The following is a 12,870-nucleotide window of genomic DNA, read 5'->3' on the forward strand; positions in this document are numbered from 1 at the left end:
GAAACGCCTGCGTCAGCACCCCGATCGCGATCCGGTCCGACAACCGCTCACCCGCAGGCACCCCGACCTGCCCCACCCTCGCCACACCGAAGACAACGAGACACAACTACCTAAGTCACCGGCATTGCGTCTAGGCCCTGTCCGGCCGATCTTTCCGGGGCCGCCGAAAAGATCGACCGGACAGGACCTAGTCAGGCCAGCCGCCGCACCCGATAGGCGTGGTTCCGCGGCTCGCCCAGATACTCCTGGCCGCGCATCGCGCACCACGCCGGGATGTCCAGGCGAGCCGCCTCGTCGTCGGCGAGCACGGTCACCACCCCGCCCACCGGCACCCGGCCGATCGCCCTGGCCAGCTCGATCACCGGCACCGGGCAGAGCTTCCCCAGCGAGTCCACGGTCACCTCCTCGGCGGTCGGCACCACCGCGGGCACCTCCGGTGCCGTCGACCCGGACGACACGCCGAGCCGGCCCCGCACCTCCGCCACCACGCCGGGCAGCACCGTAAGGAACCGCTCCACCTCCTCCGCCCCGGTCCCCGGCGGCAGCGAGACCCGTACGTTCCCCTCCGACAGCACGCCCATCGCCCGCAGCACATGGCTGGGCGTCAGCGTGCTCGACGTGCACGAGGACCCGGAGGACACCGCGAACCCGGCCCGGTCCAGGCCGTGCAGCAGCGCCTCGCCGTCCACGTAGAGGCAGGAGAACGTCACCACGTGTGGCAGCCGGCGCACCGGGTCGCCCACCACCGCGACGTCGGGCACCAGCTCCGGTACCCGCGCCCTGATCCGGTCGACCAGGCCGCGCAGCCGCGCCCCCTCCTCGGCCGCCGCCGCCCGCACCGCGCGCAGCGAGGCGGCCGCCGCCACGATCGCCGGGATGTTCTCGAAGCCGGGGGCCCGCCCCGACTCCCGCTCGTCCACCGGCGGGCGCGGCGCGAAGCGCGTGCCCTTGCGGACCGCGAGCAGCCCCACCCCGCCCGGACCGCCCCACTTGTGCGCGCTGCCCGCGAGCAGCGACCAGTCGCCGGGCACCGCCCCCCAGCCGAGCGACTGCGCCGCGTCCACCAGCAGCGGCACGCCGGCCGCCCGGCACTCGTCCGCGATCTCGGCCACCGGCTGCACCGTGCCCACCTCGTGGTTGGCCGACTGCACGCACACCAGCGCCGCCGGCTCCCCGCCCGCGCCCAGCGCCGCCCCGACCGCCCCCGGTTCGACCCGGCCGCCGCCGTCCACGCCGATCTCGGTGACCGTGCCGCCCGCGTCCTGGTGCGCCTCGGCCGCGTGCAGCACCGCCGAGTGCTCGACGGCCGACACCAGCAGCCGCCGGCCGACCCGCGCCCGACCGGCCAGTGCCCCGGCGATCCCGGTGTGCAGGGCGCGCGTCCCCGAGGTGGTGAACGTCAGCTCGTCCGGGCGGCAGCCGACCGCCTCGGCGGCCGTCTCCCTGGCCGCGTCCAACAGCATCCTGGCCCGCCGGCCCTCCCGGTGCGGGCGCGCGGGATCGGCCCAGCCGTCCGCGAACGCGGCGAGCAGCGCCTCCCTGGCGACCGGGTGCAGGGGCAGCGAGGAGGCGGCGTCGAAGTAGGTCACACGGCACGCTAACAACCGCGACGCTGCCCCGGCGACGCGTAACGCCCCCTCCTCGCGAGCGCCCAGGTGGCGTCGAGTAGGGTTTGGTCCGCATAAACATCCAAACCCTGCCCGTGTCAGGGCCGGCCCCCGCTCCGTGCGACGGCAGCCCGGAACCATGGGCGAGACTCTCGGGAAGGCGCTACGTGAGTCCCAACGGCTCCGACCGCTCGTCGCGGCGCCCGATGCGGCGGAGGATTCTGCCGCGGGCGCTGATCGCGGGCCTGGTCCTGGCAACCGCGACAGGTTGCACCTCCGAGGACTTCCCCCGCCTCGGCATGCCGACCCCAATCACGGAGGAGGCGCCGCGGATCCTGTCCCTCTGGCAGGGGTCGTGGGCCGCCGCGCTCGTCACCGGCGCGCTGGTGTGGGGTCTGATCCTGTGGAGCGTGTTCTTCCACCGCCGGTCGCGGACCAAGGTCGAGGTCCCCCCGCAGAACCGCTACAACCTCCCCATCGAGGTCCTGTACACGCTGGTTCCGCTGGTGGTCGTCTCGGTCCTCTTCTACTTCACCGCCCGGGACCAGACCGAGCTCCTGAAGACTTCCGACGAGCCGGACCACATCATCAACGTGGTCGGCTTCCAGTGGAGCTGGGCCTTCAACTACATCGAGCCCGTCGGCGCCAGCGACAACGACGCCCGCACCGACGAGGCGCTGGCCGGCATCCCCGACCGCTTCCAGGAGCGCTTCCCCGAGAACGCGGACGGCGTCTACGAGTCCGGCACCCTCCAGGACCGGAACCCGGACACCAACAACCCCGGGCCGACCCTGGTGCTCCCGGTGAACGAGACCGTCCAGTTCATCATCACGTCCAGGGACGTCAACCACTCCTTCTACGTGGTCCCCTTCCTGATGAAGATGGACGCGATCCCGGGGCACACCAACTCCTTCGAGGTGACCCCCACCCGCGAAGGCGTGTTCATGGGCAAGTGCGCGGAGCTGTGTGGCCAGGACCACTCCCGCATGCTCTTCAACGTCGAGGTCGTCTCCGCCGAGGAGTACGACCAGTACCTGCAGGACCTGGCGGACCGCGGCCAGACCGGCTATGTCCCGGCGGGCATTCCGCAGACCGACGCCGCCGTGAACGCCGAGACCAACGAGGGCCGATCGTGACAACCGTCGAAGAGAGCCAGCCGGCCGGGCAGGTGGCTCCGAGCAGCCAGCCGCCCGCCCGGCGGAAATCCCCCGGCAGCATCGTGGTCAAGTGGCTCACCACCACCGACCACAAGACCATCGGCACGTTGTACCTGGTCACCTCGTTCGCCTTCTTCATCATCGGCGGCGTGATGGCCCTGGTGATGCGGGCCGAGCTCGCCAGGCCGGGCAGCCAGCTCGTCACCAACGAGCAGTTCAACCAGCTGTTCACCATGCACGGCACGGTGATGCTGCTGATGTTCGCGACGCCGCTGTTCGCCGGCTTCGCCAACTGGATCATGCCGCTCCAGATCGGCGCCCCCGACGTGGCGTTCCCGCGGCTGAACATGCTGGCCTACTGGCTCTACCTGTTCGGCAGCCTGCTCGCCGTCGCCGGCTTCCTCACCCCGCAGGGCGCCGCCGGCTTCGGCTGGTTCGCCTACTCGCCGCTCTCCGACGCGATCCGCTCGCCCGGCGTCGGCTCCGACATGTGGATCATGGGCCTGGCGCTCTCCGGCTTCGGCACCATCATGGGCGCGGTCAACTTCATCACCACCATCATCTGCATGCGCGCCCCCGGCATGACGATGTTCCGGATGCCGATCTTCGTCTGGAACGTGCTGCTGACCGCCGTGCTGGTGCTGCTGGCCTTCCCGGTGCTCGCCGCCGCGCTCTTCGCGCTGGAGGCCGACCGGACCTTCGGGGCCCACATCTTCGACGCGGCCAACGGCGGCGCGATCCTGTGGCAACACCTGTTCTGGTTCTTCGGCCATCCAGAGGTGTACATCATCGCGCTGCCGTTCTTCGGCATCGTCTCCGAGATCATCCCGGTCTTCAGCCGCAAGCCGATCTTCGGCTACATCGGCCTGGTCGCCGCGACCATCCTGATCGCCGGCCTCTCGGTCACCGTGTGGGCCCACCACATGTACGTCACGGGCGCGGTACTGCTGCCGTTCTTCTCCTTCATGACGTTCCTGATCGCGGTTCCCACCGGCGTGAAGTTCTTCAACTGGATCGGCACCATGTGGAAGGGCTCGCTCAGTTTCGAGACCCCGATGCTGTGGTCGATCGGCTTTCTGATCACCTTCCTCTTCGGTGGTCTCACCGGCGTCATCCTGGCCTCGCCGCCGCTCGACTTCGCGATCTCCGACACCTATTTCGTCGTCGCCCACTTCCACTACGTGGTCTTCGGCACCGTGGTGTTCGCGATGTTCGCCGGATTCCACTTCTGGTGGCCCAAGTGGACCGGCAAGATGCTGGACGAACGGCTCGGCAAGATCACCTTCTGGACGCTGTTCGTCGGCTTCCACGGCACCTTCCTCGTCCAGCACTGGCTGGGCGCCGAGGGCATGCCGCGCCGCTACGCCGACTACCTGGCGGCGGACGGGTACACCGCGCTCAACACCATCTCCACCATCAGCTCGTTCGTGCTCGGCGCCTCGATGCTGCCGTTCTTCTACAACGTGTGGAAGACCTGGAAGTACGGCACGCCGGTCAACGCGGACGACCCGTGGGGCTACGGCCGGTCCCTCGAATGGGCCACCTCCTCGCCGCCGCCCCGGCACAACTTCCTCACCCTGCCCAGGATCCGCTCCGAGTCGCCGGCGTTCGACCTGCACCACCCCGAGGTCGCCGCGCTCGACCAGCTGGAGAACGAAGCCCGCCACGAGGCCGAGGCGCTCACCGGAAAGGAGGCCGGCGAATGAGGATCCAGGGATGGCTCTTCAGCTGGGTCGCCATCTTCATGCTGGTGATGGCGATCGTCTACGGCGTGTGGTCCAAGGAGCCGGTCGGCACCACGGCCCTCTTCCTCTCCTTCGGCCTGATGGGCATGGTCGGGTTCTACCTGGTCTTCACCGCCCGCCGGGTGGACACCGGGCCGCAGGACAACAAGGAGGCGGACGTCGCCGACGACGCCGGCGAGGTGGGCTTCTTCAGCCCGCACAGCTGGGCGCCGCTGGCGCTCGGCGCCGGCGGGGTGTGCGCCTTCATGGGCCCGGTCTTCGGCTGGTGGCTGCTCTTCTTCACCGCGCCGTTCGTGGCCATCGGCCTGTGGCTGTGGGTCTTCGAGTACTACCGGGGCGAGAACCAGACGCAGTGATCGCGGGCGCCCACTGACCCGTTCGGCCCCCGGCAGCGTCGCTGCCGGGGGTCAACCCGTTTGCAGTCACTCGGCGTGCCGCCTTGCGTTCCGCTCCCTACGTTGTGGCTATGAGTCACACACCTCGGATACAGCTCGGGTGCGCGCTGCTGCTGGCCCCGCTGATCGCGGGCCTCACCGGCTGCGGTGGCGGCGGCAATCCCCTCGCCGGCGAGCCGTACGACGCCGTCGGACAGCTCTCCTTCGGCTCCGCGGGGGACGGCGCCGAAGTGAACCCGGACGACCCGCTGAAGATCAGCACCAAGGGCTCCGGATCCAGGATCACCGACGTGATCGCCACCGACTCGGCCGGGCGCAGGGTCTCCGGCGAACTCTCCGCCGACGGCCGCGCCTGGCGCAGCACCGACCCGCTGGCCGCCGGCGCCGAGTACACCGTCCGCGTCTCCACCGAGAACGGTGGCGGATCCCAGGGCCGCGGCGAACACACCTTCCGCACCAGCGAGTCCGACGCCGAGCGGCTCGACGTCACCTTCGGGCCCGAGGCGGGCACCTACGGCGTCGGCCAGCCGATCACGGCCGAGCTGAGCGAGGAGATCAACGACAAGACGGAGCGCGCCAAGGTGGAGGGCGCGCTGGAGGTGCGCTCCGAGCCGCGCGTCGAGGGCGCCTGGCACTGGGTGGACGGCACCGAACTCCACTACCGCCCCAAGGAGTACTGGCCCACCGACGCGACGATCTCCGTCACCTCGTCGCTCGACGGCGTCCAGATCAGGGACGGCCTGCGCGGCGGCGAGACCGACGCGCTCGAACTGACCACCGGCGACCGGATCGAGGCCGTCGCCGACATCGCCAACCACCACATGACGGTGTCACGCAACGGCGAGGAACTGCGCACCATCCCGATCACCACCGGGAAGGAGGGCTTCGCCACCCGCAGCGGCAAGAAGGTCATCCTCGGCCGCGAGTCCTACGTGCGGATGACGGGCACCAGCATCGGCATCCCGGCCGGCTCCTCCGAGTCCTACGACCTGCCCGTCTACTGGGCCGCCAGGCTGACCTGGAGCGGCGAGTACGTGCACGGCGCCCCCTGGTCGGTCGGCTCGCAGGGCTACGACAACGTCAGCCACGGCTGCACCGGCCTGTCGACGGAGAACGCCCGCTGGTTCTACGAACTCGTCAAGCCGGGCGACATCGTGGAGCACGTCAACGGCTTCGGCGAGGACATGGCGCCGTTCGGCAACGGCTTCGGCGACTGGAACCTCTCCTGGGAGGAATGGCTGCAGGGCAGCGCCCTCGGCGGCGTCTACCAGCCACAGGACCGCGTCGCCTCCCCGGCGCGACTGGCTCCACTCGCAGCGGGATAACCCCCTGGCGGGGTCAAGGCCCCGAAGGCCCCCCGCCCCCGGCTCCTCCGGGCGTGCCCCGGTCCGTGGCTCCCGCGGGCCGGGCTCCGCCCGGTCCCGGTCCTCCGGGCGTGCCCCGGTCGGTGGTTCCTTGGCTGTGCCGGCCTGGCGGGCCCCGGCTCCTCCACGCTTCGCCTGGGACACCGGTGCCGGGTCCCTTCCGGGGGTGGCCCCGGTCCGTGGTTCCTGCGGGCCGGGCTCGGGGGCTTCGGGCTCCGCCCGATCCCGGGTTCTCCGGGCCCCGCCTGGGACACCGGGTCTCGGCCCGGTCTGTGGTCGCTGTGGGCTGTGCCCGGACGGTTCGCCCGGGCGGGAGGGCCGCTCGGCCCGGGTGTGGGCCGAGCGGTCAGGGGGGCGGTCAGGCCGGCGCAGCCATCACGCTTCGGAGGAGGGCCGTCAGGGCGTTCGTCAGTTCGGTCGGGTCCACCGGGTGCGGGACGGCGGCCTCGGCGCGGCTCCAGGAGGCGAGCCACGCGTCCTGCGGGCGGCCGATCAGCACCAGCACCGGCGGGCAGTCGAAGATCTCGTCCTTGATCTGCCGGCACACCCCCATGCCGCCGGCGGGCACCGCCTCGCCGTCGAGCACGCAGGCGTCGACGCCGCCCTGCTCGAGCGCCGTCAGCACGGCCGGCAACGTCGCGCACTCCAGGTACTCGATGGGTGGAAGGTCGGCCGCCGGGCGGCGGCCCGCCGCCATCCGCACCTGCTCGCGGGTGTTGACGTCGTCGCTGTAGACCAGCACCGTGACGGTGCGCTCCATCGTTCCTCCGCGGGTCGAGCTTCGTTGCCGTTGCGCGGATCGTACTCCGTGGAACCGGCCTCAGGCAGGGGCCGTGCCCCAGGCCGACGGCGTGGACACACCGAACCCGACCCCCGAGACAACCCCCGGAAAAGCGCCCGACATAATGACGGGCGTGGCGACAGCAACAGCAGTAGATACCGGGCACGCGATCCCCTCGGTCAACAGGCCGAATGTCACCAGCGTCGGAACGGTCATCTGGCTCAGTTCCGAGCTGATGTTCTTCGCGGCCCTCTTCGCGATGTACTTCACCCTGCGGTCGGTGATGGGTGACGAGTTCTGGTCGGAACAGGCCGACATCCTCAACGTGCCGTTCTCCACGGCGAACACCGCGATCCTGGTGCTCTCCTCCCTCACCTGTCAGCTCGGCGTGTTCGCCGCCGAGCGCGGTGACGTGAAGAAGCTCCGGTTCTGGTTCGTGATCACCTTCATCATGGGGGCCATCTTCATCGGCGGCCAGGTGACCGAATACGTGGAGCTGGTGCACGAGGGCGTCTCGCTCTCCTCCGGGCCCTACGGTTCGGCGTTCTACCTCACGACCGGGTTCCACGGACTGCACGTCCTCGGCGGACTGATCGCCTTCCTGCTCGTCCTGGGTCGGACGTACGCCGCCCGGCGCTTCACCCACGAGCAGGCCACCACGGCCATCGTCGTGTCGTACTACTGGCACTTCGTCGACGTCGTGTGGATCGGCCTCTTCGCCACCATCTACCTGATCAAGTAGCCGCGCCGGTCGCCGCGCCGCACGACGCACCTCCCACCATCGCACCGACGCTGAAGATCCTGACACCGGGGTAATCCGTGAAAAAGCTCTCCGTACGACGGCGCCATCCGCTGGCGGCGTTCGTCGTCCTCCTCCTCGCGCTGGCGGCCACAGGGGGGCTGTACGCCACGCTCGCCCCCGCGGAAGAGGCCCAGGCCGAGGCTTCGGCCCAGTCCCTCGCCATCGAGGAGGGCAAGCGGCTCTACGAGGTCGGCTGCTCCAGTTGCCACGGCCGGGGCGGCCAGGGCGGCAGTGACGGCCCGAGCCTGGTGGGCGTGGGCGCCGCCGCGGTCGACTTCCAGGTCGGCACCGGCCGGATGCCGATGGCCCAGACGGGCCCGCAGGCCCCGGCCAAGCCCCCCGTCTACACGCAGGCCGAGATCGACCAGCTGGCCGCGTACATCGCCTCGCTCGGCCCCGGCCCCAGCGTGCCGGAGGAGTCGTCCTACGACCCGGCGGAGGGCGACGCCGCCCGCGGTGGCGAGCTCTTCCGCAGCAACTGCTCGCAGTGCCACAACTTCGTCGGCCGGGGCGGTGCGCTGACCAACGGCAAGGAGGCGCCCAGCCTCCACAACATCGAGCCGCGCTACATCTTCGAGGCCATGCTCACCGGCCCGCAGAACATGCCCTCGTTCCCCAACTCCACGCTGACGGAACAGGACAAGCGAGACATCATCGCCTGGCTCGACGAGGTCGCCACCAACGACTCGCCCAACCAGGGCGGTTTCACGCTGGGCGGCTACGGACCGGTCGGTGAGGGTCTCTTCGCCTGGACCTTCGGCATCGGTGCCCTGATCGCCGTCGCCGTGTGGATCGGCGCCAGGAGCACTAAGGCCAGGAAGTCATGAGCAGCCACAACGACAACAACGACGAGCACACGTCGCACGGCGAACTCGCCCCGGCGGACGACCCGTTCGCCGACCCGGGGCTCCCGCCGCACGAGCACCGCAGGCAGGACATCGACGAGCGGGCCGCCAAGCGCTCCGAGCGCACCGTGGCGCTGCTGTTCGTCGTCTCGATCCTCGCCACGATCGGCTTCATCGCCTCCTATGTCGCGATCCCGATCGACAACATCGTCTACATCTGGCCGTTCGGCCACGTCAGCGGGCTCAACTTCGCGCTCGGCCTGACGCTCGGCCTCGCCCTCTTCTGCATCGGCGCCGGCGCCGTGCACTGGGCGCGGACCCTGATGTCGGACGAGGAGATGGCCGACGACCGGCACCCGATCGAGGCGACCCCCGAGGTCCGGGCGCAGGTCTTCGAGGACTTCAGGCAGGGCGCCGCCGAGTCCCAGTTCGGGCGCCGCAAGCTGGTCCGCAACACCATGTTCGGCGCGCTGGCCCTGGTGCCGCTCTCCGGCGTGGTCCTGCTGCGCGACCTCGGCCCGCTGCCGGGCGACAAGCTGCGGCACACCCGCTGGCGTGAGGGCTCGCTGATCATCAACGAGTCCACCCAGCAGCCGCTGCGCCCCGAGGACATCCCGGTCGGCGCGCTGGTGCAGGCGATGCCCGAGGGCCTCGACCCGCACGACCACGACTTCCAGGTGGAGATCGCCAAGGCCGCGGTCATGCTGGTGCGTCTGGAGCCCGAGGACATCAAGGACCGGCAGTCCGCGGACTGGGGGCACGAGGGCATCCTCTGCTACTCCAAGATCTGCACCCACATCGGCTGCCCCGCGACGCTGTACGAGCAGCAGACCCACCACGCGCTCTGCCCCTGCCACCAGTCGACGTTCGACCTCGCGGACGGCGCCCGGGTGATCTTCGGTCCGGCGGGGCACCCCCTGCCGCAGCTGCGGATCACGGTGAACGAAGACGGCTACCTCGCTGCGCTCGGCGACTTCGAGGAGCCCCCAGGCCCGAGCTTCTGGGAGCGCGGATGAGTACGGCAACGGATACCCCCAAGGCGGCGGACGCCCCGCGGAACCGCGGCAAGGCGCCCGCGGGCGAGCGGGTCGCTGACTGGGCCGACGGCAGGCTCGGCATCTACTCGTTGGCCAAGGCCAACATGCGGAAGATCTTCCCCGACCACTGGTCGTTCCTGCTGGGTGAGATCTGCCTCTACAGCTTCATCATCCTGATCCTGACGGGTGTGTACCTCACGCTCTTCTTCGTGCCGAGCATGGCCGAGGTCGAGTACCACGGCTCGTTCGAGCCGATGCAGGGCCTGCTGATGAGCGAGGCGTACGCGTCGGCCCTCGACATCAACTTCGAGGTCCGCGGCGGTCTGCTGGTCCGGCAGATCCACCACTGGGCGGCGCTCATCTTCGTCGTGGGCATCTTCATGCACATGATGCGGGTGTTCTTCACCGGCGCCTTCCGCAAGCCGCGCGAGATCAACTGGCTCTTCGGCTTCCTGCTGCTGGTGCTGGCGATCTTCACCGGCCTCACCGGCTACTCGCTGCCGGACGACTCGCTCTCCGGCATCGGCATCCGGCTGATGGAGGCGGCGATCCTGGCGGTGCCGGTCGTCGGCTCCTACCTGCAGATGTTCATCTTCGGCGGGGAGTTCCCGGGGCACGACATCATCCCGCGCTTCTTCGTGGCCCACGTGCTGCTGCTGCCCGGGATCATGCTGGGCCTCGTGGTGGCGCACCTGATCCTGATCGTGTACCACAAGCACACCCACTACGCGGGCCCCGGCCGCACTAACGACAACGTGGTCGGCTACCCGCTGCTGCCCGTGTACATGGCCAAGGCCGGCGGCTTCTTCTTCCTGGTGTTCGGCGTGATCGCGATCATCGCGGCCACGGTGACCATCAACCCGATCTGGCTGCTCGGCCCCTACCGGCCCGACCAGGTGTCCACGGACGCCCAACCGGACTGGTACCTGGGCTTCTCCGAGGGCCTGGTCCGGATGATGCCCGGCTGGGAGTGGGTGCTGCCAGGTGGCTACACGCTCAACTTCGGGCTGCTGATCCCGCTGGCGGTCTTCCCGCTGATGCTCGCCGTGATCGGTCTCTACCCGTTCTTCGAGGGCTGGGTCACCAAGGACCGCCGCGAGCACCACATCGCGCAGCGCCCGCGCAACTCGCCGACCAGGACGGGCTTCGGCGTGGCCTGGCTGACCGCGTTCGCCGTCACCACCGTCGGCGGTGGCAACGACCTGTTCGCGATCCACTTCAACCTGTCGATCAACGCGATCACGTGGTTCTGCCGGATCGGCTTCTTCGTGCTGCCGGTGATCGCGTTCTTCGTCACCCGGCGGATCTGCCTCGGCCTCCAGCGCCGGGACCGCGACAAGGTGCTGCACGGCCGCGAGACCGGCATCATCAAGCGGCTGCCGCACGGCGAGTTCATCGAGGTCCACGAGCCGCTGGCGCAGGAGAAGCTGCACCTGCTCACCTCGCACGACCAGCACGAGCCGTACGAGGTCGGCCCGGAGACCGACGAGAACGGCGTTCGGCGCCGGATCGGCCCGGTGGAGCGGGTGCGGGCCAGGATCAGCCGCGGCTACTACGGGGAGCAGGCACAGATCCCCAAGCCGACCCGCGAGGAGTACCGGGAGATCACCAGCGGCCACGGTCACCACTGACCGTCCGCGTTCCCGGAGCCGAGTGGCCCCCGCCCGTGCACGGGCGGGGGCCACTCGCGCTATAGGCTCTGGCCAAAGGCCAGGCGACGGCCGCCGCCACACGAAGCCAGAGGTGATTCCCATGAGCGCTGTGATCCCCGCCGGAGGCGACCGAGCGGCGGCGCGCACCTGGCCCGACGTGCTGAGCGCGCTGATCGCGGGCCGGGACCTGACCACCGACGAGGCCGCCTGGGCCATGGACCGGATCATGGCCGGCGAGGCCACCGACGCCCAGATCGCCGGCTTCGCGGTCGCCCTGCGGGCCAAGGGCGAGACGGTCACCGAGATGACGGGCCTGGTCCAGGCCATGTACGGGCACGCCAACCTGATCGAGGTGCCCGGCCCGACCGTGGACATCGTCGGCACCGGCGGCGACCGGGCCAAGACGGTGAACATCTCCACCATGGCCGCCATCGTGGTGGCCGGCACCGGCGTCCGGGTGGTCAAGCACGGCAACCGGGCGGCGTCCAGCGCCAGCGGCGCCTCCGACGTGCTGGAGAAGCTCGGCGTCAACCTGGAACTGACGCCGGAGCGGGTGGCGGAGGTCGCCCTGGAGGCGGGCATCACCTTCTGCTTCGCGGTGAAGTTCCACCCGGCGCTGCGGCACGTGGGCGCGGCGCGCCGCGACCTGGGCGTCGCCACCGTCTTCAACTTCCTCGGCCCGCTGACCAACCCGGCGCGGGTGCGGGCCCAGGCCACCGGCGTGGCCGACGCCAGGATGGCGTCGATCATGGCCGGGGTGCTGGCCGAGCGCGGCTCCTCGGCGCTGGTCTTCCGCGGTGACGACGGGCTCGACGAGCTGACGGTCACGGCGCCGTCCACGGTGTGGGTGGTCAGGGACGGCGCGGTCATCGAGGAGCGGTTCGACCCGCGGAGCGTCGGCCTCGCGCTGGCCCCGGTGGAGGCGCTGCGGGGCGCGGACTCGGCCTACAACGCGGACGTGGCGCGGCGGATCCTGGACGGCGAGACCGGCCCGGTCCGGGACGCGGTACTGCTCAATGCGGCGGCGGCACTCGTCGCGGCGGCGGGCCCGACGGACGCGCCGCTGGCGGAACAGATCGAGGGCGCGATGGTCCGCGCCGCGCACGCGATCGACTCGGGCGCGGCGGCGGACACGCTCCACCGCTGGGCTGCGGCCACGCACGCCTGACGCGTCGCTGCGCTTGGCTGGGCGCTTGGCCCAGGCCGGCGGCCCGCAGGGCCCGGCTCGGCGGCTTCGCCGCCACGAGCCGGGCCCTGCGGCCGTGTCGGCCTGCGGCCGTGTCGGCCTGCGGCCGTGTCGGCCTGCGGCCGTGTCGGCCTGCGGCCGTGTCGGCCTGGTGGCCGTGCGGTGCCGCGCCCATCCACCCGCCCTTGGCGGGTGGCCTCGCGCGGCAGGGGCCGCGTGGCCCGGCGGCGTAGCCGCCGCGGGCCCTCGGCCCTGGCGGGCCGCCCACCCCGCGCGGAGCGCGGGAAAGGGCGGGTGGG

The 12,870-nt window shown here is 70.8% G+C and carries 11 protein-coding genes; 9 read left to right on the forward strand and 2 right to left on the reverse strand.

Annotation, left to right across the window (positions count from 1 at the left end; genetic code table 11):
- Positions 1-191: 191 nt before the first annotated feature.
- Positions 192-1,589: a cysteine desulfurase/sulfurtransferase TusA family protein gene (locus RNC47_RS34345; protein ID WP_311604585.1), complete on the reverse strand. Its 1,398-nt coding sequence runs from the start codon at positions 1,587-1,589 to the stop codon at positions 192-194.
- A 185-nt stretch (positions 1,590-1,774) separates the two neighbouring features.
- Between RNC47_RS34345 and ctaC the strand changes: the two genes are divergently transcribed.
- The 4 genes from ctaC (at position 1,775) to RNC47_RS34365 (ending at position 6,229) form a co-directional block, all read left to right on the forward strand.
- Positions 1,775-2,743, forward strand: a complete 969-nt coding sequence (gene ctaC / locus RNC47_RS34350) for an aa3-type cytochrome oxidase subunit II (RefSeq protein ID WP_311604590.1) — start codon at positions 1,775-1,777, stop codon at positions 2,741-2,743.
- The gene (gene ctaD / locus RNC47_RS34355) at positions 2,740-4,470 is read left to right on the forward strand and encodes an aa3-type cytochrome oxidase subunit I (protein WP_394814947.1); all 1,731 of its coding nucleotides are present in this window, start codon (positions 2,740-2,742) and stop codon (positions 4,468-4,470) included. The genes ctaC and ctaD overlap by 4 nt, the downstream gene beginning before the upstream one ends.
- Positions 4,467-4,865, forward strand: coding sequence for a cytochrome c oxidase subunit 4 (locus RNC47_RS34360; RefSeq protein WP_311604592.1), 399 nt, complete (start codon positions 4,467-4,469; stop codon positions 4,863-4,865). Before ctaD ends, RNC47_RS34360 begins: the two co-directional genes overlap by 4 nt.
- Before the next feature lie 110 nt (positions 4,866-4,975).
- Positions 4,976-6,229 carry a L,D-transpeptidase gene (locus RNC47_RS34365; RefSeq protein WP_311604593.1) on the forward strand — a complete coding sequence of 418 codons (1,254 nt, stop codon included), beginning with the start codon at positions 4,976-4,978 and terminating at the stop codon, positions 6,227-6,229.
- 397 nt (positions 6,230-6,626) lie between these two features.
- On the opposite strand, the gene RNC47_RS34370 is transcribed toward RNC47_RS34365, so the two are convergent.
- Positions 6,627-7,028 carry a response regulator transcription factor gene (locus RNC47_RS34370; protein ID WP_311604595.1) on the reverse strand — a complete coding sequence of 134 codons (402 nt, stop codon included), beginning with the start codon at positions 7,026-7,028 and terminating at the stop codon, positions 6,627-6,629.
- Positions 7,029-7,173: 145 nt separating this feature from the next.
- On the opposite strand from RNC47_RS34370, the gene ctaE reads away from it, so the two are divergent.
- The 5 genes from ctaE to trpD all read left to right on the forward strand — a co-directional run bounded on the left by ctaE (position 7,174) and on the right by trpD (position 12,553).
- Positions 7,174-7,791, forward strand: coding sequence for an aa3-type cytochrome oxidase subunit III (ctaE, locus tag RNC47_RS34375; RefSeq protein ID WP_311604596.1), 618 nt, complete (start codon positions 7,174-7,176; stop codon positions 7,789-7,791).
- Positions 7,792-7,868: 77 nt separating this feature from the next.
- Positions 7,869-8,678: a cytochrome bc1 complex diheme cytochrome c subunit gene (gene qcrC / locus RNC47_RS34380; RefSeq protein WP_311604598.1), complete on the forward strand. Its 810-nt coding sequence runs from the start codon at positions 7,869-7,871 to the stop codon at positions 8,676-8,678.
- A complete protein-coding gene (gene qcrA, locus RNC47_RS34385; protein WP_311604600.1) occupies positions 8,675-9,712 on the forward strand; it encodes a cytochrome bc1 complex Rieske iron-sulfur subunit in 1,038 nt (345 codons plus the stop codon). The genes qcrC and qcrA overlap by 4 nt, the downstream gene beginning before the upstream one ends.
- Positions 9,709-11,364: a cytochrome bc1 complex cytochrome b subunit gene (gene qcrB / locus RNC47_RS34390; RefSeq protein WP_311604602.1), complete on the forward strand. Its 1,656-nt coding sequence runs from the start codon at positions 9,709-9,711 to the stop codon at positions 11,362-11,364. Before qcrA ends, qcrB begins: the two co-directional genes overlap by 4 nt.
- Positions 11,365-11,485: 121 nt before the next feature.
- A complete protein-coding gene (trpD, locus tag RNC47_RS34395; RefSeq protein ID WP_311604604.1) occupies positions 11,486-12,553 on the forward strand; it encodes an anthranilate phosphoribosyltransferase in 1,068 nt (355 codons plus the stop codon).
- Positions 12,554-12,870: the final 317 nt, after the last annotated feature.

Source organism: Streptomyces millisiae, from assembly GCF_031845425.1.
GTDB lineage: Bacteria > Actinomycetota > Actinomycetes > Streptomycetales > Streptomycetaceae > Streptomyces > Streptomyces millisiae.